This is a genomic window from Paenarthrobacter sp. PAE-2 (assembly GCF_026013155.1).
GTDB classification, from domain to species: Bacteria; Actinomycetota; Actinomycetes; order Actinomycetales; family Micrococcaceae; genus Arthrobacter; species Arthrobacter ureafaciens.
Window position 1 is genome coordinate 48,052 of record NZ_JAPDNV010000007.1, and the last position, 19,947, is coordinate 67,998.

The 19,947-nt window shown below is 62.4% G+C and carries 24 protein-coding genes and 1 pseudogene; 6 read left to right on the forward strand and 19 right to left on the reverse strand.

Features of this window, described 5'->3' with window-relative positions:
• The first annotated feature begins 23 nt into the window (after positions 1–23).
• On the forward strand, positions 24–860 hold the full coding sequence (locus OCL88_RS06005; RefSeq protein ID WP_264961913.1) for an alpha/beta fold hydrolase: 837 nt from the start codon (positions 24–26) through the stop codon (positions 858–860).
• A gap of 39 nt (positions 861–899) precedes the next feature.
• Here OCL88_RS06005 and OCL88_RS06010 read toward each other — a convergent pair whose 3' ends face one another.
• The 6 genes from OCL88_RS06010 to OCL88_RS06035 form a co-directional block, all read right to left on the reverse strand.
• A complete protein-coding gene (locus tag OCL88_RS06010) occupies positions 900–2,423 on the reverse strand; it encodes a CYTH and CHAD domain-containing protein (RefSeq protein WP_264961914.1) in 1,524 nt (507 codons plus the stop codon).
• An 84-nt stretch (positions 2,424–2,507) separates the two neighbouring features.
• Positions 2,508–2,993 (reverse strand): SRPBCC family protein, encoded by a 486-nt coding sequence (locus OCL88_RS06015; protein WP_166186605.1) that lies wholly within the window; start codon positions 2,991–2,993, stop codon positions 2,508–2,510.
• Between the two features lie 69 nt (positions 2,994–3,062).
• The gene (locus OCL88_RS06020) at positions 3,063–3,434 is read right to left on the reverse strand and encodes a hypothetical protein (RefSeq protein ID WP_166186606.1); all 372 of its coding nucleotides are present in this window, start codon (positions 3,432–3,434) and stop codon (positions 3,063–3,065) included.
• Positions 3,435–3,750: 316 nt separating this feature from the next.
• Positions 3,751–3,954 (reverse strand): hypothetical protein, encoded by a 204-nt coding sequence (locus OCL88_RS06025; RefSeq protein ID WP_021473476.1) that lies wholly within the window; start codon positions 3,952–3,954, stop codon positions 3,751–3,753.
• A gap of 355 nt (positions 3,955–4,309) precedes the next feature.
• Positions 4,310–4,468 carry a hypothetical protein gene (locus OCL88_RS06030; protein ID WP_017200690.1) on the reverse strand — a complete coding sequence of 53 codons (159 nt, stop codon included), beginning with the start codon at positions 4,466–4,468 and terminating at the stop codon, positions 4,310–4,312.
• A gap of 268 nt (positions 4,469–4,736) precedes the next feature.
• Positions 4,737–5,471: an NUDIX hydrolase gene (locus OCL88_RS06035; RefSeq protein WP_264961915.1), complete on the reverse strand. Its 735-nt coding sequence runs from the start codon at positions 5,469–5,471 to the stop codon at positions 4,737–4,739.
• Positions 5,472–5,576: 105 nt separating this feature from the next.
• Here OCL88_RS06035 and OCL88_RS06040 point away from each other — a divergent pair, with 105 nt between their 5' ends.
• The 3 genes from OCL88_RS06040 to OCL88_RS06050 all read left to right on the forward strand — a co-directional run bounded on the left by OCL88_RS06040 (position 5,577) and on the right by OCL88_RS06050 (position 8,230).
• Positions 5,577–6,602, forward strand: a complete 1,026-nt coding sequence (locus tag OCL88_RS06040; protein ID WP_166186608.1) for an SPFH domain-containing protein — start codon at positions 5,577–5,579, stop codon at positions 6,600–6,602.
• Between the two features lie 10 nt (positions 6,603–6,612).
• Positions 6,613–7,515: a hypothetical protein gene (locus OCL88_RS06045; protein WP_264961916.1), complete on the forward strand. Its 903-nt coding sequence runs from the start codon at positions 6,613–6,615 to the stop codon at positions 7,513–7,515.
• A gap of 331 nt (positions 7,516–7,846) precedes the next feature.
• A complete protein-coding gene (locus OCL88_RS06050) occupies positions 7,847–8,230 on the forward strand; it encodes a GNAT family N-acetyltransferase (protein ID WP_205679947.1) in 384 nt (127 codons plus the stop codon).
• Positions 8,231–8,254: 24 nt separating this feature from the next.
• Here OCL88_RS06050 and OCL88_RS06055 read toward each other — a convergent pair whose 3' ends face one another.
• Positions 8,255–8,566, reverse strand: coding sequence for a hypothetical protein (locus OCL88_RS06055; RefSeq protein ID WP_264961917.1), 312 nt, complete (start codon positions 8,564–8,566; stop codon positions 8,255–8,257).
• A gap of 240 nt (positions 8,567–8,806) precedes the next feature.
• Positions 8,807–8,950 (reverse strand): annotated as a pseudogene (locus OCL88_RS21260) (helix-turn-helix domain-containing protein); the annotation flags it as partial.
• Between the two features lie 279 nt (positions 8,951–9,229).
• Here OCL88_RS21260 and OCL88_RS06060 point away from each other — a divergent pair.
• The gene (locus tag OCL88_RS06060) at positions 9,230–10,153 is read left to right on the forward strand and encodes a patatin-like phospholipase family protein (protein ID WP_264961918.1); all 924 of its coding nucleotides are present in this window, start codon (positions 9,230–9,232) and stop codon (positions 10,151–10,153) included.
• A gap of 104 nt (positions 10,154–10,257) precedes the next feature.
• Positions 10,258–12,123, forward strand: coding sequence for a gamma-glutamyltransferase (ggt, locus tag OCL88_RS06065; RefSeq protein WP_264961919.1), 1,866 nt, complete (start codon positions 10,258–10,260; stop codon positions 12,121–12,123).
• Positions 12,124–12,159: 36 nt separating this feature from the next.
• On the opposite strand, the gene OCL88_RS06070 is transcribed toward ggt, so the two are convergent.
• The 11 genes from OCL88_RS06070 to mpaC form a co-directional block, all read right to left on the reverse strand.
• Positions 12,160–12,342 carry a hypothetical protein gene (locus tag OCL88_RS06070; RefSeq protein ID WP_166186614.1) on the reverse strand — a complete coding sequence of 61 codons (183 nt, stop codon included), beginning with the start codon at positions 12,340–12,342 and terminating at the stop codon, positions 12,160–12,162.
• A 43-nt stretch (positions 12,343–12,385) separates the two neighbouring features.
• Complete coding sequence (locus tag OCL88_RS06075; RefSeq protein WP_264961920.1) at positions 12,386–13,081, reverse strand: hypothetical protein; 696 nt, start codon at positions 13,079–13,081, stop codon at positions 12,386–12,388.
• Positions 13,082–13,804 carry a hypothetical protein gene (locus tag OCL88_RS06080; RefSeq protein ID WP_264962001.1) on the reverse strand — a complete coding sequence of 241 codons (723 nt, stop codon included), beginning with the start codon at positions 13,802–13,804 and terminating at the stop codon, positions 13,082–13,084.
• On the reverse strand, positions 13,804–14,514 hold the full coding sequence (locus OCL88_RS06085; RefSeq protein ID WP_264961921.1) for an ABC transporter ATP-binding protein: 711 nt from the start codon (positions 14,512–14,514) through the stop codon (positions 13,804–13,806). Before OCL88_RS06085 ends, OCL88_RS06080 begins: the two co-directional genes overlap by 1 nt.
• Positions 14,511–16,163, reverse strand: coding sequence for a daptide biosynthesis intramembrane metalloprotease (mpaP, locus tag OCL88_RS06090; protein ID WP_264961922.1), 1,653 nt, complete (start codon positions 16,161–16,163; stop codon positions 14,511–14,513). Before mpaP ends, OCL88_RS06085 begins: the two co-directional genes overlap by 4 nt.
• Positions 16,160–17,377: a YcaO-like family protein gene (locus OCL88_RS06095; protein ID WP_264961923.1), complete on the reverse strand. Its 1,218-nt coding sequence runs from the start codon at positions 17,375–17,377 to the stop codon at positions 16,160–16,162. Before OCL88_RS06095 ends, mpaP begins: the two co-directional genes overlap by 4 nt.
• Positions 17,374–18,192, reverse strand: a complete 819-nt coding sequence (gene mpaM, locus OCL88_RS06100; RefSeq protein ID WP_264961924.1) for a daptide-type RiPP biosynthesis methyltransferase — start codon at positions 18,190–18,192, stop codon at positions 17,374–17,376. Before mpaM ends, OCL88_RS06095 begins: the two co-directional genes overlap by 4 nt.
• A gap of 82 nt (positions 18,193–18,274) precedes the next feature.
• Positions 18,275–18,400, reverse strand: coding sequence for a daptide-type RiPP (locus OCL88_RS06105; protein WP_264961925.1), 126 nt, complete (start codon positions 18,398–18,400; stop codon positions 18,275–18,277).
• A 45-nt stretch (positions 18,401–18,445) separates the two neighbouring features.
• Positions 18,446–18,571, reverse strand: coding sequence for a daptide-type RiPP (locus OCL88_RS06110; RefSeq protein ID WP_021473491.1), 126 nt, complete (start codon positions 18,569–18,571; stop codon positions 18,446–18,448).
• Positions 18,572–18,624: 53 nt separating this feature from the next.
• Entirely contained in the window at positions 18,625–18,765 is a 141-nt protein-coding gene (locus OCL88_RS06115) for a hypothetical protein (RefSeq protein ID WP_021473492.1), read from the reverse strand.
• 73 nt (positions 18,766–18,838) lie between these two features.
• Complete coding sequence (gene mpaC / locus OCL88_RS06120; RefSeq protein WP_264961926.1) at positions 18,839–19,942, reverse strand: daptide-type RiPP biosynthesis dehydogenase; 1,104 nt, start codon at positions 19,940–19,942, stop codon at positions 18,839–18,841.
• Positions 19,943–19,947: the final 5 nt, after the last annotated feature.

Consider the following 19,947-nt stretch of genomic DNA (forward strand, 5'->3'; position numbering starts at 1 on the left):
ACCGCTATGAAGGGACCGAAGTTTTGGCTTACATCACCGTCGGAAACGAAAACAGCACTGAGATTGAGCTCTACTACGAGGACCATGGGGCGGGGCAGCCTGTTGTCCTGATCCACGGCTACCCCCTGGACGGATCCTCATGGGAAAAGCAGACAGCGGCACTGCTTGACGCCGGCTACAGGGTCATCACCTACGACCGCCGCGGCTTCGGGAAGTCCAGCAAGCCCACGGTCGGCTACGACTACGACACCTTCGCAGCCGACCTCAAAGCGGTCCTGGAAACCCTCGACCTCAACGACGCCGTACTGGTGGGATTCTCCATGGGAACCGGCGAGGTTGCCCGCTACATCAGCACCTACGGTTCAGGCCGCGTGGCCAAGGCCGTGTTCCTCGGCTCCCTGGAACCGTTCCTCTTGAAGACCGACGACAATCCGGATGGCGTCCCCCAGGATGTCTTCGATGGCCTCGCCCAGGCAGTCAAGGCTGATCGCTACGCCTTCTTCACGGATTTCTTCAAGAACTTCTACAACAGCGACACCTTCCTGGGCACCGAACGCCTCAGCCAGGAATTGGTCGATGCGAGCTGGAACCTGGCAGCAAATTCCGGTGCATTCGCATCAGTTGCTGCACAGCCCACGTGGCTCACTGATTTCCGCGCGGATATCCCCACAATCGATGTCCCCGCTTTGATCGTGCACGGCACTGCGGACAATATCCTGCCCATCGATGTCACCGGCCGCCGATTCAAAGACGCACTTCCCAGCGCTGAATACGTGGAAATCGAGGGGGCGCCGCACGGTTTCCTGTGGACGCACGGAGCAGAAATCAACGAAGCCCTTCTGGCATTCCTCAAAAAGTAGTGAAATAGCCCTCAAGAAGGCTTTCTTGAGGGCTATTTCTTAGGTGATCCTGAGTTTGCGGACTTTCTTTCCCAGCCGGAGATACTCCTGCTGGACCGCGTCCGCTGCCGTCCGTTCCCTGGCGTGGAGAACTCCGTAGGTAAATGCGGCGTTGCCCATGCCGGGGGCGGATCCGAGCTTCAGCAGTTCAGTCCGGGCTACGGCACTGTCCTGGTGTTCACCCAAAATGGTCTGTATCCGATGGGCCATATGAGCGATCTTCGCTGCCTGCTTGCCGTGGATGCTTTCCGCCGCCGCAGCCGCAAAGCGCAACTTCTTGGCTGCCTTCCGGACTTCGTGGAAGGCCTTGTCACGGGAAGGCCCGACGGCGGCGGCAACCGCTGCGTCGTGGCGTTCAGCGAGGCGTTTGGCAGCCTTGTTGACGCGCTTGGCCGTTGCCTTGCCTGCACCGGGCATGACCTCGGGCGCGACCGGAGGCTCCTCGACGAAGGCCTCCAATTGGTCCAGCAGCCGGAAGTATCCAGGACTGTCCATCCGGGATCGGATGGCCGTCAGGGCAGTGTCCTTGCGAACCTTCATGCGTTCGTCCAGCTCTGCCGCCAAAGGGCCCAGCACGAGCCTTCCCGGCAGTTCATCCAGCGATTCCCGCAGCCGCCGATGGAGCACCTCGGCGTCCCTGTACCGGCCCAGGGTTTGGGCGAGCGATTTCAAGCCCGCTTCCAACTCGTCCACCGGGCCGGCTTTGAAGAACTTGCGGTAGCTGTGGAGCACCGACCGGATCCGCCGGGTTACGGACCGCAGCTGGTGGACGGAATCATCGGCGTTCATCCTGACCTGGGCATCCCGCCGGAGCATCCTGGCCACTTGCTGGTCAAGGTAGTCGAGGACGGGCACAACGGCCCGTCCCTTGCGCTCGGGGACCTCGCGGCCGCTTCCCTTGGTTCGGGGCAAGTGTCCGGCCAGCGCGGTTGCGAGTTTGGACGTCCGTTCACTGGGGCGCGCGCCGGTTTTCGCGATTATCCCGGCGGCGGCATCGAACAGTGCTGCCGCGGCGTCGTCACCCGGATTGTGGTTCAGCTCCAGTTCCCATTCACGCCACGTGCGGGAGGTGGCATCGGTGAAAGACACCTCGGCCTCGACGTGGTCATCGACGAACTCGGCAATCGCCCTGCCGTCTTCCGCGTACAGGCCGATGCTGGTGCGGCTGGTGTTCACAGTGGCCACGGGTGCCACGGAATGGCCACGTGTGTAGGCAAGGACCCTGGCCAGGATGTCATCCGGGACGATCTCCGGCCGGCCCAACGCAGCATGTATTTCCGTGCGCCGCCCAAGGCCTTTGGGCAGCTTAAGGTGCCATCCGGCGTCGGGTCCTCCGGTACGACGGCGGAGCGTCATCCCGTAGGAGGCGAGGGCGAGGTCTTTGGTGTCGAAATAGACGGCCTCAAGCCGGTGCGTCGCCGGTTCGCCTACCCTGGAGACGCCGTCGATGGCTGTCAGGTCGGGCAGCGGCGTTGACGGTTCGACGTCGAACTTCCGCTCCACTTCCACAGTGGACTTGGTCATGGTCCAATCACCTCCTGCTGCCGTAAATGTTGCCCGCAACGGTGAAGGCCGGCCGGATCGCCGGCCGGCCTTCACCGCGCTGCATCAGACCAGCGGTCCTCCGGCCTCATCTACATCCCCGCCGGAGATGGTGCCACGCCAACCTCCGGTTTCGTGCCCTTGGGCTTCGATGAACTTCTTGAATTTGTCCAGGTCCGCGCCAACGCGCAGACTGTCGGCTCCAATAGCCGAGCCTGCCTTTTCGGCGAGGGTGTCCGGTTCCCACACGATTTCGACGTTGACGCGGGTCCTGCCGGCGTCGAGCGGTTCGAAGGTCACCGAGCCGCCGTTGCGGGGGCCGTCCACGCTGGCCCAGCTCACCAGGGAGTCCGGAACCTGGTCAATGATCTGGGCGTTGTAGTCGCGCTTTACGCCTCCCACATTGGTGGAGAAGTGGAGGGCCGTGTCATCGATCTGCCGCACGGCTTCCACACCGTTCATGAACTCCGGGAAGCTCTCAAACTGGGTCCACTGGTTGTAGGCCACGGAAACAGGGACATCTACTTCAATTGATTTGTTGACGGTAGCCATGGATTTTGCTCCTTCTTTGCCGTCGAGTGCGGGGTGCCTTGCGGTCGCGTGCCTTGTGCGTCCGGGGGCTTAGCCTGCGTTGAAGTCTTCCTGGTCGTCGTCGTTCGGCGCCTGCTCCTGGGGAAGGTCGGTGCCGCTGCCGTCCGGCAGGTCCTCTGCGTCGGGTTGCAGGTTCTGTTCCTGGAGGGACTGCTCATCTGTCCCGCCGAAACGGCCTGCGCCCGGTTCGCCGGAGCTGTCCGAATCTTCCGGATCCAAGTGGCTGAGGTTCGGGGCGCCGGTTGCGTAGGTCTCGCCGTCGGGGCTGTCCTGGCTCAAACCGGCTTCGCTCAGGTCTTCTTCTACACGGGGCTGGGCCTGTCCTCCGCCAGCTTCCTGCTCTGCCGTCGGGGTGCCGTAGCCGCCTACTTCTTCTTCAGGTGTGGCGTTCTGACTGTCCATGAGACCTGTCCTTTCCAACGGTTAATGGAACACTTCGAATTTATAAGCATACTTAGCTGTTTGTCCATGCCGGAAGGTCTTAGTCAGTAAACTTAGTACTTCTTCGCTTCATCGGCTACCGTGTCAGGCCGGAGGTCTGGTCATCCGGGCTACTGGCAGACGCGCGCTGGGCGTCCTTGGTTGCTGAGTCGACTTGCTACAGCATGTCGTCAACCTCAGTTGAGTCGGCCGCCGCCGTCGTGTGGCCCTTGAGTCGCAGCTCCACGGCCATGGAAGTGGTCCTGGCAGCAGCTGAAAGCATGCTTCCACAAGCAGCTCACGACGGCTGCGGCACCTCGCATCCACCTTGCGGATCAAGCCCCGTGTAATTCAGCGGTCCGGCAACAATGTTGAGGGCGATCGTGGCGAACTGTGAGCACTGCGCCGGTGGCGCGTTGTAATATCCACGCTGCCCCGCAGCTATTGCACCGATGACCAACCACACCACTACGATCAGCCCGAGAATTGATCCGATACGCATTTTCCACCTCAATCAAAAGAATGGATAAACCCGGAACCGGGCGGATTATGGGCGAAGCCGTGGGCGATTATCCGCCCACGGCTTCGAAGCCCCGATCAATCCGTCGGATTAGGTTCAGTAGTCAAGCTGCGGTCGTCCGCAGTCTTTGCATCTTTTTCCTCAGCCGGTCCCGGCGGAGTCGCAGACTTGTTCGCTCCGGCGTCGGCAGCGTCGTCCGGATCTCCCCCGGCCCCACCGTCCGCCGGCACTTGCGCGCTGGCGATGGGTGTTCCGAGATCCCGCGGGATCGGATGGCCAGGGGTTGTTACTCCGTCATGGATGTGGCTAAGGCCCCCAGATTCCACTGGGTCCGGGGTCATACGCGCGACCGCCCCCGCCCCAAAACCCATCCAATGAGGGCAAGAACAAGAAGGATAATTCCTACCCACAGCAGGAAACTTAGGGCCTGGTTGAATCCACCTACCAGCAGCAGGATGATCGCAATGACTCCGGCGATGATCAATAGTGTGTTCATGTAGCTACGCATCCCTTCAAACAAATTTCTGTCCAGTTAGGAAGGCATCCGCCGGGACCCCAAATGAAGTCCCACCCCATATCAACGGGCACCAACGGAGAATCTTCTCCTTATTCCGTACCTACCCATAATGGCTATGGTTCAAACAGAGCAACCACTAGGGGAAGCACGTGCACAGCTTCATAATAAGCACGCTTTGTGTTTTGGCGAAGTGATTTGATGCCGAACATTTTTCGAGGCGGATCACCCTGTCAACGCGTTTTCCCGCCTACACCCTCGGGCGCATCAACGGCGGGTTCAGCACCGCACGGGTGGGGTGCCCCGCCGTCGAACGCGCTTCCTCGGCGAGCCTGAACAGTGCGGCCGGCCTGCCGGCATCGCCGGCAGTCATGCGCCCTGTGTCCTCGAGGAAGCCGGGCGTGCCGGTGGCCTTGCGATGGAAGTTTCGCGGGTCCAGGCGGGTCCCCCAAACGGCCTCGTAGACGGCGCGTAACTGGGCGATGGTGAACTCTTCGCCGCAGAACGCGGCACCCAAAGGCGAGTACTCCAACTTGGCCCTGGCCCGCTCTACGGCATCTTCCAGGATCTGCGCGTGGTCGAAGGCCAAGTCCACCTCGCCGTTGGCCACGCGTTCCACCGGATACCACGCCGCTTGCTCGGCGTCGCTGCCGGCGGACAGGACGGGAAAGTCGGGCGCCAGCAGAAGGTGCGCCACGGTGAGGACGTCGCCACGGGGGTCGCGACCCTTGGGGCCGTAGCTCGCCAACTGCTCCAAATAGCCCGGCAAACGTTCGACGCCGGTTTCCTCGCCCAGTTCGCGGATCGCTGCTTCCACGAGGTCCTCGCCGGGCAGGACGAAACCACCGGGGAGGGCGAGCCGCCCGCGGAACGGCTCGATGAGGCGGGTGATAAGCAGGACGCAGAGCTCGCCGCCGCGGACGGTAAGGGCAACGATGTCCACCGTGACGGGAAAGCTCGCAGGCGCTGAAACAGCTTGTGTCATGCGGCAATCCTACGGCATTTATCGTCATATTGACATTAATAGTTCCGGTGCCCTAGGGTGTTGTTATCGTCAGATAGACGATAACTCTTCGAATCAAGGAGCATCATGGCAACCATCAAGCGCTACCCCTGGATCAGCCACTTCCTCGGCAGCCCCACCGGCTACGTCGTGCACCTGCAAAAGGGCGCGGTGAAGCACCAGGGAGTGGGCCAGGCGTTCTGGTTCCGGCCCGTGAATTCCGTGCTCAGCGAAGTGCCGGTGGACGATCAGGAACTCCCCACCCTCTTCCACGCCATCACCCGGGACCACCAGGACGTCACAGTGCAGGCCAACGTCACCTACCGGTTCGTGGATCCTGTAGCGGTGTCGACTCGGCTCGACTTTGGCCTGCAAACACCGGGGGCAGCGCCGGCAACGGGACGCGAGCAGGTGTCCACCATCATCGGGCAGCTCTGCCAGAGCCACGCGATCGACCAGATTGCCGCCACCACCTTGGCCGAAGCCTTGGAACGCGGCGTCAGCCAGCTGCGGATAGTGCTCACCGAAGCCCTCCGCGCAGACGCCCGGCTGCAATCCACCGGCATCGAAATCCTCGGGGTGCAGGTCCTGGCAGTCCGGCCCGAGTCCGACGTCGAACGTGCCCTGCAGACACCCGTCCGCGAACAACTGCAAGCCGAAGCGGACCGGGCTGTCTACGAAAGGCGGGCGGTCGCCGTCGAACGTGAACGCACCATCTCCGAGAACGAGATGGCCAGCCAAATCGAACTGGCCGTTCGGCGCGAGAACCTCGTGGCGCAGGAGGGCATTAACGCCCGTCGGGCAGCGGAAGAAAAAGCCGCAGCCGGCCTCATCGAAGCCCAGGGTTCGGCCGAGCGCAAGGGCATCGGCGCTGCGGCCGAAGCCAACCAGATCCGGCTGGTGGGTGAAGCAGCTGCGGCCCGCGAGGCTGCCACCATGGAGGTCTACCGGGGCATGGAACAGTCCACGCTGCTTGCCCTCGCCCTGCGGGACGCAGCCGGTTCGCTGCCGAACATCGGCAACCTGACTATCACGCCGGACCTCCTGAGCGGAGCCCTGGCCGGGCTCTTCAAGGAGCAGAACGGACAAGCACCGGCACCGGCAGCCAAGTAAGGATCAGACCATGGCAACTCCACGCATCGTCATCGTTCACAGGCGTACCGAACTCCAGGAACTCCTGGACCGCCACTCGACCCGCGGACAGGCTGAGTTCTTCCTCCGGACCCGTGGCCGGAGCCTCGAAGAAGTTCAGCAGCGCCACGACCACCTCACCGCCGCCCTCGCCACAGTGCGGGGAGCGGTCCCGGCCGAATGGCGGCAAGCCGAAGTGGAGCGCGCCGACCTCAGCCGCTTCCTCCTGACAGCAGAGGACATCATCGTGGCCGTGGGCCAGGACGGGCTGGTGGCCAATGCTGCCAAGTACCTTTCCGGGCAACCGGTCATCGGCGTGGATCCGGAGCCCGGAGCCAATCCCGGCGTCCTGGTGCGGCACACGCCCGCGGCGGCCACGGCCCTGATCCGCGCCGGCGACCCGAACCGCCTGCGCTGCCTGGACCTCACCACCGTGACGGCAACGCTCGACGACGGGCAGCAGCTTTCGGCGCTCAACGAGATCTTCGTGGGGCACGCCTCCCACCAATCCGCCAGGTACCAGTTGACGGCGCCGAGTTTTACAAGTTCCGGTGGCCAAACCGAGCGGCAGTCCTCATCGGGATTGATCGTCTCCACCGGCACCGGAGCCACTGGCTGGTGCGCTTCAATCGCACTGGAACGTGGAGGCCGGGCCCTGCCCGCACCGACTGACCCGACGCTTGCGTGGTTTGTCCGCGAAGCCTGGCCGTCGCCCGTTACGGGAGCTTCCCTCACTGAGGGCCTTCTGCAGGCCGGCGAAGTCCTCCGCATCACCGTCGCTTCGGACCAACTGGTGGTGTTCGGCGACGGCATGGAAGATGACCGCCTGATCGCCTCATGGGGACAGGAAATCAGAGTGCAGGCGGGGCAGCGGCCGCTGCGGCTGGTGGTTTAGGGGGGGTGAGGTTAGCAGCGGTTAGTTTGGTTGGTTTGGTTACCTTTCAATGTTGTCCTTAAGCAGCCCAGTTGAGGTACCTTCACGAGTCCTTGGGACGGCAGTTTAGGATGTTTTGGTGGAGTGCTTCTGCTCAACGCGCATCCGTTCTTGAGGAATGACTGCCTGCTGCCGGTCTGGTCGCGGGTTCTTAGATAATGTCACGTTCCTCAAATCAAAAGGCCCCACCATCATGTTGATTCGCCCCTTCGCAGCCCAAGATGAGCAGCCAATCCTGGACCTGACACTAGAAACATTCGAGCCCTTTTATGAAGGATCATTCCGCCCGCTGATGGGCGAAGCCATCTTTGCCGTTCAACACGCCGACTGGCGCGAGGAGTACACCCGGACAGTCCCTGGGCTGCATGAGCCTGCTGCCGGTAAGTACGTCGACGTGGCAGAGATCGAGGGTGCCCTTGCTGGATATATCAGCTGGGAAGTGAACGCCTCTCGGGGACACGGGACCATTAGCATTCTTGGGGTATCCCTTGGTCATCGACGCAGCCAAGTCGGCCGCCATCTTTGTGAGCATGCCATGGGCAGGATGAAGGACCTCGGGGCGAAAATCGTCGAGATAGGGACAGGCGGCGACCCTTTCCACGCTCCCGCAAGGGCACTCTATGAGAGTCTCGGCTGCAAGGAGATACCCGTGTCGGTTTACTTTAAAGAGCTCTAGTTCACTTCCCTGTGGCCAAGGCGGTCAGCCACGGTTTGCGTAGTCTTCCAGGAGTTTCCGCAGGACTCTCTTACCGGCTGACTGCTCCCGTGTTGCCATTGACTCAGCCAAATCCAGGGCAATGGCAGCTACAGGAACTCCGTTGCGAAGTCCCTCCTCGAAGTCGATCTCCCGTAGCGTGACATTGCCGTCCTCTGCTTCCTCCAGGTGGAACGCCGCTGCCATTTCGTCTGCCGTACCCACCGGAACGTAACCATCCATAAAACCGTCACCGCCGGCGAGACCGAACACAGCCCCCATATCGGCTGCCCGCATTGCCGCTCCGCCTGTGGGCAAGACGTGCTCCTGCAACTTCCCGACAGCTTCCGCCGTCGCCCGAAACGTTCTGACCGTTGCCCGTTTCCGGGCCGCAACCATGACATCATCGACGCTGCGGCCCTGCAATGATGTTCGCAAGCGGTAGCGCTCGTGGGGATTCAACCATGGCGCCGCCTCACCGCTCAGGAACGCGATTGCTGCCCAAGCCGTCTTTGAACTCCATGCCCGACCGGCTCCTCGCGGCCTGTGGAGAGCCCTGTTCAACGAATCACTGCTGATGAGCAGCAAGCCACCACCTCTTAGCGTCTTCAGTTGACCTTGGCTCACCATGTTGCGAACCTGCCGCTGGCTCACGTGAAGCCGCTCAGCGACTTCTGCGGTTGTGAGATAAGTCGACACCATATACAAAAGACTACCGCGCAGGGAAGTCTTTTGTGTATACGAAATACTTCCCCTCGCGGAATATATTTGTGCACTATCGGCTCGATGTGATGTTCGCGCCCCAGGCCCACTCCCGCTCCCAGCCCGGCAGTGCTAGCATTCCCATGATCGTGACAACCAAGCAGGAGGTGAGACCCATGTACGCAGTATCCGCAATGGGCGCCCCCCCGCAGCCCACGATTCCGCGACGTAAGTAGTCGCTACCGGGAGCGCCAATCCTCTTTCGTGAAGGGCTCTCCCATGAACACAACGCTTTCCCAAGACATCACTCATGCCCGAGCCTTGGTGCTCGGTGGCGGAGGTTCCACCGGCAATGCTTGGCTGATCGGCGTCATAGCCGGCCTGGCGGACGGAGGCCTCGATGTGACTAACGCCGACCTCACCATCGGCACATCGGCCGGCTCGACTGCTGCCGCCCAAATCAGTGGCGCTCCAATCGCTGAGTTGTATGCCGCAACCCTTCAAGTTCCACCCAGCCAACGCCCAGCGCCCGCCAATCCCCGTCCCGCGCCAGCCAAAGGCAGGGACGTATCCGACCATATGGAACGGACTGCCCGGATCATCGCCTCTTCCGCGGATCCTGCAGACATGCGACGCCGGATGGGCGCTGCGGCGCTCGAACTGCAAGCCGCACTGGACCCTTCCACACAGGAACGTTGGCGCGCAACGGTTGCGGCCAGACTTCCCCGGCAGGAGTGGCCCGAACAACCAATCCTCATCACAGCCGTTGATGCAGGCACCGGCGAACCTGTCGGGTTCGGTAACGGCAGCGGGGTGGACCTGGCGGATGCCGTTGCAGCCAGTTGCGCCAGCGGCTTCGCGTACAGGATAGGCAGCGCTGACTATATCGACGGCGGCCACCGCTCCAACGCTGAAAACGCGGACCTTGCGGCTGGGTTCAGGAGGGTGCTGGTCCTGTCGCCTTTCGGTGGCCGAACCCGGACTCCTGAGACATGGAAGCAAGACCTCGCCGCCCACATCGAGGTACTGCAAGCCGGCGGCAGCCAAGTGGAGACGATTTTCCCGGCCGTTGAGTCGGAACATCTCTTCGGTGCCAACGCCATGGATTTCTCCCTCCGTCGGGCCGCAGCGATGGCCGGTTTTGAGCAAGGAAAAAGCTTAGCCGTCGGGCTTTCCTCGTTCTGGAACGGGCCCCTCGCTTAGCCCCTGACCAGCCGGGAGTCAACCGTTGTCCCTCCCGAAGCCCCGGAGTAGGGTGGCCGGACCGCCAACCCTCAACAAACTCTGGGTAATTTCTGGGAGACACCATGAGACTAAAGAGACGTCAGTTTGCCGCGGCCACTGCCGCGTTGGCACTTAGTGTAAGCAGCGCAGCAGTGGCCGGTCCGGCTTTCGCGGACCCCCGGCAGACTGAAAAGAACCCCACGGCCACGGGCTACGGCGGCGCCGTCAGCACGGTGGATCCGGAGGCATCTGCAGCAGCCATCGAAGTATTGAAGCGGGGCGGCAACGCGGCCGACGCAGCGGTCGCGGCTGCCGCCACCCTCGGTGTAACGGAGCCCTACAGCGCCGGCATCGGCGGTGGCGGCTACTTCGTCTACTACGACGCCAAGACCGGAGAAGTCGGAACCATCGACGGCCGCGAAACGGCCCCCGCGGCAATGCCACATGATGCCTTCATCAATCCTGATACCGGCGAGCCCTACAAATTCACGCCGGATCTCGTCACCAGTGGCGTCTCTGTTGGCGTCCCCGGTACCGCGGCTACGTGGGAACGCGCTTTGGAACGGTGGGGAACCTTGGGCCTGGACGAGGCCCTGAAACCGGCCATCAAGGTGGCCAACCGCGGCTTCGTGGTGGATGAGACTTTCCGTCAGCAGACCGAGGACAACAAGGCGCGGTTCAGCAACTTCACCTCCACACAGCAACTCTTCCTCCCCGGCGGTGAGTCTCCCGCCGTCGGAAGTATCTTCAAGAACCCCGAACTGGCGGCGACATACCGCCTGCTTGCCAAGGAGGGGACAAGCGCGTTCTATAACGGCCCGCTGGCTGAGGAAATCGCTGCAACGGTCCAAGCGCCGCCCAAGGTAGCGGAACCCACCCTGCCTGTGCCTGTGGGTTTCATGACGGCCCAGGACCTGGCCGACTACAAGGTCCTGAACCAGGATCCCACCCACATGAAGTACCGCGGCTACGACGTCTACGGCATGGCACCCTCAAGCAGCGGTGGCACCACTGTTGGTGAGGCGCTGAACATTCTTGAGCCGTACAACCTCAGCGAAATGCAGCCAGCAGACGCCCTGCACCACTACTTCGAGGCGAGCGCCCTGGCGTTCGCCGACCGTGGCGCCTACGTGGGTGACCCCGCGTCCGTTGATGTTCCTACGGACACCTTGCTGGACCCAATCTTCGCCAAGGAGCGCGCCTGCCAGATCAACCCGACGGCGGCGGCCGCCAAACCCGTAGCGCCCGGCGATGTAGAGAATTACGACGGCGCGTGCCCGGCTTCCGCTGCACCGCTCGCCGATGAGACGGACACCGAGAACATCTCCACCACCAACCTGACGGTCGCTGACAAGTGGGGCAACGTGGTGGAGTACACGCTGACAATCGAACAAACAGGAGGATCGGGCATTGTTGTTCCGGGCCGGGGATTCCTGCTGAACAACGAGCTGACGGACTTCAGCACGGTCTACGATCCCGAGGATCCGAACCGTATTGAACCGGGCAAGCGGCCACGGTCATCGATGTCGCCCACCATCATTCTGGATGAGGGCAAGCCGTTCCTGGCCCTCGGTTCGCCGGGCGGTTCCACCATCATCACCACGGTGCTTCAGACGATTTTGAACCGGGTTGATTTGGGCATGAACATCTCGGAAGCCCTGGCTGCTCCCCGGGCAGCCCAACGAAACACGAAAACGGTGACAGCCGAACCGGCTTTCATACAGAGTTACGGAGCCCAGCTCACCGCTCTTGGCCACGAACTGGTCCCTGCCGGTGATGCCTTCACATCCACAGCCGAGATTGGTGCTGCCACAGCCATCGAGTTCGGTGAAGACGGCAAGCTCGTTGCCGTGGCGGAGCCGGAACGGCGGGGTGGTGGATCCGCCATGGTGGTCTCCTCCGGTGATCACCCTGGGAATGGCCACGGGAAGGGCCCGAAGTCCAAGTAGTCCTACAGATTGAAACCCGGGAAGCCAGGGCAGGCCTTATTCACGGTCCGCCCTGGCTTCCTCCCGTAAACGCCAGAGTGCTCCAAGAGCACCCAGAGCGCAGATGACCCCCGTCAGCAGCGGCCACACCGAGCCGCTTTGATTGGAGAAAAGGGCGTACACGGCATAAGCGCCCAAGAGTAGGGCAAGCATGAGCCAAACGAGTGATTTGTGATTCATGGTTCGTTCCTTTCGCGGCTTAGGTCCAGCGGCAGAGGGGGGGCTAGCGAAGGTCGCGTTGGGAGAAAACGGCCCCGGCGGAGCCGAGCAACAGCACCAGCCAGCACAGCGACCCCAGGAGCGGCATGGAGTTGATACGTCCTTCTGCAACGCTGGTGGACCACTCCGATGTCAGCACCGGGAAGAAGAATCCGGTGGTTATTCCCGCACCAGCCAGGAACTCGGGGAGGGCAAGAGTCAACGGGACCACGAAGAATGCCACCAGATGGTTACGGACAAGGGATCCGACGGCAAAGCCCCACATGGAACCCACAGCAGCGACCCCCGCAAACGCCCCGGCTGCGAAGAAACTGGTTGGGTGCCCGCCGAGCAGGAGCATGAGGAGCACCAGCACCGATCCCACAGTGCCGCCCGCGACCATCGAGGCAAGGAATGTGGAAGCTGCCCGGGATGCAAAGATCGGTGCTCGGCTGAACAGGAGGACCCTCCTGTGCAAGGAACCACGACGGAAGTCGACCGTAAAGGCGAAGGATCCCAGCACCGCCCCGACCGTGAGCATCACCGACAGCGCCGGTCCCAGAAGGGCAGCGCCCAGCTGACCGACACGTACCTCATGTGCCAGGCTGGAGACGATGGGTATGGCAATCAGGCCAACTGCAATGAGTGCAGCGATACCCGCACCCCGCCACAGCCAGGGTCTGCTGAGTTCAGCGAACAGGACGGATCCCAGAGGAAACACTCAGAGCTCCTTCCGGCCGAGTACCAACACCGCGCCGATGCCCGAAAGGGCAATCCAAGCCAGGAAGACCAGGGACGCTTGGATTGGCGGCAATAAGCCCTCGAACGGCACCGAGCTGATCCCGGCCAAGGCACCGGAAGGAAGCCAGCGGGCCACCTCGGTGGAATTTGCCAGCAGGGGTAATTCCACGGCCAGCGGGACCAACATGGCAGCTACCGTGGTGGCGTAGTAGTGACGGATCATCCAGCCAAGCGAACAACCCCACACCCCACCGAGTACCGAGGCAAGCAGGACGCCTGGAAGAAACCGCCAGGCATCGGGAACCAGCACTCCTGCCCGGGCTTCAGGTGTGGACCACAGCATCAGGCTCGCTGCCCACAGGCCAGTCCCCGCCAAAGCAACGATCAGTGCCACAGCAACGGCAGCCGCGTACTTGATCAGCACCAGCCGGGTCAGGCCGCACATCACCACGCTGCGCTTCAGTGTTCCGTAATAGGCCTCCCGTGACACTACGTAGCTACCCGCGAAGACGCTCACAATTGCCATGGTTGCCGCCAAAGCCCAGAAGATCCTGGCGTTCTCGACGGCGGTCAGGCCACCAGCGGTGCTCGGCCAGCCGAGGAAGTTGCTGACAAACCACGGAATGAGGATGCTGAAACCCAGTACGCCCAGAAAAGAATAGCCACTGAAGAACCTCAGCAACTCCGAACGCAGCATGCCCATCACGGCGCACCCTCCAAGATCCTGAAGTAGGCAGTCTCAAGGCTTCCGTTCCCCACACACTTTGCCTCGTCGAGGGATCCCTGAAACAACATCCGCCGTTTCAGGACCACCACCTCGTCCGCAACTTGCTCCAGTTCCAGCAGCTGATGGCTTGAGACAAGGACGCTCCCACCAATGGAAGCAAAGTCCCGGAGAAACCCTCGCAGCCAGTGGATACCTTCGGGGTCCAATCCGTTTGCCGGTTCGTCCAATACCAAGAGCTCCGGGTTGCCAATCAATGCCGAAGCGATCCCCAGCCGCTGCTTCATGCCCAGTGAGTAGTCCTTGACCTTCCTGTTGGCCTGCGCCGTCAGGTCCACCTGGGCAAGGACGCGTTCCACGTCCTCCTTGCCAACCCCGGCGGCCATCTGGCAGATACGGAGGTGGCGCCGGCCGGTCAGTCCGTCTTCCACATCCATTCCATCCAAATTGACGCCGATTCTGCGGGCCGGCCTGTCCAGCGAGCGATAGTCGGTACCGAACACCTTGGCATGGCCGGATGTCGGATCCAGAAGGCCCGTGAGTCCTGCGAGCGCAGTGCTCTTTCCGGCACCATTGGGGCCGATCAGCCCCACGACACAACCGGCGGGAACATCAAAGGTGAGGTCCTCGACAGCAAGCTGCGTTCCACGCCATTTGGTGAATCCGTGAAAACTCGCATGAATTGTCATCTGTTTTCCTTCCCCGCGTTCCCCGGCCACAGGGGAGATGACGTCACTGCAGTCCAGAGGCACTCCCCCAAGGTGGTTCTGACGTTGCTGGTCACCTCGGCGCGACCATGGGCGGGCAGGTCAACATGCGCGGCCCGGATCTCGGCGTCGTAGGCAATGACTGGAACGGTTATGCCCGGCCGGGTCACCGGCGCGATGCTCTCCAGTGGGGCGTTGGCTTCCGACGGCGGCACGGAACCTATAGTGGCCAGCCCCAGTTCTGTGTGGACTACAGTTCCTTGCGTCTGCAGGCTGACCCTGTCCCCTGCATCGATCGACGGCAACTTCGAGTCCTTGGGAAAAACGATGCTCAACTGCCCTGCTTCCAACGAATACCCCGCTGCTTGAACAGATGAAACGGGGACGGTGGCGAGCACGGCCGACGTCAAACCAGCGCCAAGGAGCAAGGCCAAGGTCCGACGCCAAAGGGTGCTGCCATTCGCGGCGGCAGTTCGGAAGAACCGGACGATGCCCTTGACCGCCAGTACCGCCAGGAGCCCGATCAGCAAGGCCACCGCCGCATGACCCGCCATTCCGAACTGCAGGAAGACCGGAACAAGGCGTTGGAAACCGACCACCACAAAGAAGAGTCCAGCGGCGAAACTGGCTAATCCGAAGAGCGCGAGGAAGCCGGGACGCGGCACCTGCACGGTGGTGCCAAGAGCGTAGCGACCCACGATTTCCTCGGCAGCAGCCAGAGACTTACGACGCAGGTGGGGTATGTCCAGTGCCGACATCAGGGCCACGTATCCGTCCAGTTTGATGAACGGGAAGAGGTTCAGAAGGGCGACCGTGTAACAAAGCACTCCGTAGAGGAGCAGGCCATCCTTGAGCGGAGAAGTTGCCATGAAGGCCTGGCCACACAGCGCCAAGCTACCCAGTCCAACGTGAACCAAGGGACCGGCCAAGGCCACCATCACGCGTTGTTTCCTGGAGGCGAGCCGCCAGCCATCGGTGACATCGCAGAAGAACGCCGGAGACAGGTAGAAGAGCATGATGCCGATGCGTCGGGGTTTGCCCCCAAAGTAGGACAGCGCCAAGCCGTGGCCGAGTTCATGGAGCAGGGTCGAGGCAAACATTGCTGCCGCCACGCCAAGGTACGTTTCAAAGGGAAGCGGCGACGAAAAAAGCCTCACAATGTCCGTCCCGGTCGAGCTCACCACGAGGAGTCCGCCCAGAAGGGAGATGGCCAGCAGCGCTAACGACCCCCTGCGGAGCAGGAACGTCACAACGGGATGCAGGGCAGGGAGCACGCTGCTTGGATCGAACAGTGTCAGTTGAACTGTCAGAGGGGCACGGAACTGGACTCTTCGCGGTGCGTTTCTCCGTGATCCGGCGTCGAAAATTCCGGTCGGCGCAACTCGCTCCACCACGCTTCCCACATCAGACGCAGTCCAGGGAGCACCCAACGTCAGTGCTATCTGACCGGCGTCCTTTTCACCGTCCAGTTCCTTGAGCACGGACGCAACGTCCTGCGAGATCCGTGCCCTCGGCACTCCGTCGAGGGCCACGATCCATGGGCCGACGTCGTCTACTGGTGGCTCAATGGAAGCATGGGACGCCAGCCGAACCGGCCACTGCGGCTCGGCGCGATTCCTTGTGCCCTTCATATCAGCGGATGGGGCATGGTTTGCGAGCGGACACTACCTGGCCGCTGTGGGGCCAAACTTTTGGTTTCGTCCATGGACAGTTGCACGGCGCCGGGACACACCACTTTTCCCGTATGCCAACCGTGGTTCCTGATGGCGGCGGGCAGCCTATGGGTCAGGTCCACCCATTGAGGGCTGATGTTCCGGCCGGCAAAGTACGTCGCCAGGTGGTTAACCCCCGGCACGTCGAACCCCTCAGGAATCGCAGTCAGCGGAAAGGAACGGACCCATTCCTCCAGCCGGGCAACGGCTGAAGCGGTATTCCAAAAGTCCGCACGCGAGGCGTCATCGGTGACCGAACCGCCGGCGTCAGACGAAGGGCGTCGCGACAGGAACAGCTCCCGTATCTGTAGTCCCTCCTGCAGGGCTCCCAGCAGTGCTGAACCTGGACCGGCGGCCGCTTTGAGTCCGACTGCCCCGAAGGGAGCTGATTCGTTGACGCCGATGACGAAGCAGGCAGCAACCACCAGGGGTGCCGCGGACGGGACGACGGCCAGCGTGAACTTCACTTCGTTAGCCAGAGCGGACTCCGTCAACATAGCGAGATTCCTGGCCATGGGTGATGCCAGCAGGCTGCGAATGTCAATTTTTTGGAGGGGCGCCCCGGAGTACCAGGAAGTCAGGAACGCATCCCGCTCGATGACCTCCGCCAGGCCGGATGCCTGGGCGAAGGACCGGGAAGGCCCCGAAGCAGCACCGTTGGGCGAAGGGTCAAACAACCGGTCCCATTCGGAGACCGGGGAAGCGCCGGGCCAATAATCAACAACCGGACCCGGAACCCGGGACTCTCCCCCGGTGAGCAGATTCGAGGCTCGGTACCAAGGAAGATCACAGGCAAGTGCCGACGCGCGTCCCAGCCCTCCGGTAACAAAGTCGATTCGCCGCCCAACGTCGTCCTGGACGTGCAGATGATCGGCATCGGCTGACGCAGGCACCAACGCGTAACGCTCCACGGCCTCGCCGGCGCCCCTCATCAGCGACCGCCGTCGGCTGACATCGAAAGCCCCGACGGCGGAAGCGAACCCTTGTTCGGTGATCTCGCCGTTGGCGAGCATCGCCACGGTCCGCCAGAGTCCGACGTCGTTGGGCGGGTACACCGTCGACTCGGAGACCAGGCCCAGCGCGGGGTCGAGGGTCAGTACGGGGTCCAGGTTCGGTACGGGGTCCGGATTCATAGTCCACACACCCAAAGCTCAATGTCTTTCAACGCGGGATTCGGGTTGGCGATGCGGACGGGCCTGCGTTCAAGGACCTTCAGGCCCTCACCCAGAATTTCTTCCTCGATCAACGCGTTGCTGACAAACGCGACGTCGCTGGCGTACGCGGATGACCGGTATGTCCCGCCTTCGTTGAAGCGAACGTGAATCATGGTCACGCGGCGGGAGCCGTTGACGGCGTCCCTGCTTTCTGCGGTGATCAGGAAGGCGTCCTCCCCCAGAGCCGAAACTGTTGGTTCGCCGTCGTAGTGCGCCGTGCCTTGGTGGCTGTCCGCGTTGAGGACTGTGAGCAGGAAGCGGCCGCCCGGACTCATCGCGTTGCGGACCGCCCGGAATAGTTGGCGACGTTCTTCCCTGCCCAGGAGAGTCACGGAACTGGCGCCGAGCACGACGCAACCGAACCGGCCGTCGAACTCCAACCGGGACATGTCACCGTTCAGCAGTTCCACCTCCACCAGCCGCGGGTTGAAGGCCACGGTACGGACTTTCGCGCGGAGCATCTCCAGCATCTCCGGTGAAGAGTCGACGGCGGTGACCGGACGTCCCAGCGGCAACAGGGCACGCGTGATGCGCCCTGATCCGGCGGCCAATTCCAAAATGGGGCCTGCGGTCTTGCGGGCGGCCGCTTGGATTTCGGGCAGTTCAGTGAGGTCACCCTCGGTGATCTGGTCGTAGAGGCGCGAGCCGGAGACGCTGTAAAGGTCCTCCGGCGGGTCCAGATGTCCAAGGACGCGAAGGATGGCGTCTGCGGTTTTGTCAGGAGCGGGGTTCATCAAAGTGTCCTTGGGCAGGTGGTGGGGAGCGCACGCGGGCAGTCGAGGAAGGAAACCACCCGCGTGCGCGGCTTGGGGGTGGCTAGGTTGCCGCGATTGCGACGACGACGCCGGCGATGATGATCACGTCACCAACGCGCATGTACCAGGGGGTTTCATCCGGGGTGTCGAGGTTCTCGAGTTCTTCGACCTGGAGTTGAAGTGTCATGCCTGCCTCCTTTCTGTTGCTTGCGGCTAATGACGTCGCCATTGGCTAGGTGATGCCGACGGCGATGAGTCCCAAGGCCACTCCCTGGGATACGCCGATAAACCAGTTGTTAAAGTCAGGGGTGTCCAGGGCCTCAAGCTCTTGGATGGAAAGATTGAGTTGCTTCTGCATGTTCACCTCCTTCTGTGCTTGTTGGACGGGATGCCGCCTGCGTTGACGGGATCTCAGGTGATGCCGACGGTGATGGTGATGATGGCCAGGCCGACGGTGATGCCGTGGATCCTTTCGCTCCAGTCATCCGGTACAGCGATGGTTTCCAGCTCCTGAATCCCAAGATCCAAGGGCCTGTGTGCAGTGCTGATCATGTAGTCACCTCCTTTCCCTTGCCTGTGGGTGATGCCTTACCGCGGGTGCCGGCGGTAAGCAGTGGGACGCGGCTCAGGCGAGAGCTGCGCGCAGGACGTGTTGGATTTGGACCGCGCCAATGCCGCGAAGCATGGGGAGCACTCCGCCCCAGTTACGGACGGCGGCCGTGGAGGCATCCTTGATGGTCCCTTCGCTGCAGCCGCTCAACCTCGGGATGTCCCACTGGTGAATGAGTTCGGCAATACCTTTGGAGGGGCGCACGTCGAAGGCTTCGTCGCTGTTTGCCGTCGACCAAAGCCTGCGAAGCCGCCCGGCGTCACCCCACGGGAAATTGCCCCGCTCGATCTCCTCCCAGATGGGCGCAATCAGTGGTGCAGTTGCAGCCATCTTCCGGGCGCCGGTCAGGTAGGCGAGTTCGTTGGCCACGTACCAATGCTTGGCGCCGTACGGGTTGCGTCCCGTCAACGACCAGCCGGTGTGGGTTTCCATACTCAGCCGGGCAGCAAGCAGGCGATCCTCGGGCGAGTCCTCTTTCCTCAGTTGCTCCCCCAAGCGAACGATCCGCGCCAGAAGGTGGTGACCGTCGTCGTCGAACATGCTGGCCGTGCTCCCCGCCATGGTTCCGGCCACACGCAGGAAGGCTTCCAGCAGTCCTTCCAGTACCAGGCTCCGCGGCAGGGTGGTGAGGTGGCCGGCGTCGAGCACTGCTACGTCTCCGGCCAGTTGGGGTGACGCCAACAGGCGCCGCCCGACGACGGTGTCCAGGCACGCAACCGCGCTGGCTTCCGCGCCGGTTCCCACTGTGGACGGGAGGAGAACGGTTTTAGGCCGTTTGCCTGTGTAGGGAACGGGCGGCAGCACCAAGAGTCCGGAGCGCTTGACGTGGCGTTCCACGAAAATGGCCAGGCTTGGGTCGGCGGAGAACATGGCTGCGAGCTTGACCGCGTCCATAATTGATCCGCCGCCCAACGCCACCACTGTGTCCAGCCGGTGTTCCTGGATGAACCCCACCACCTCACGCAGCGTCACTACATTGACGGGAACTGCATCCAGTGCCAGTACTGCTACTCCCCGGAGGTCACCTTCCAACAACGTGCTTTGATGCCCTACGAGGGCAGCGTCGACCACCAATCCGACGCGTCCGCGGGTCAATGAACCCACGTATTTAGGGCTCATTCCGG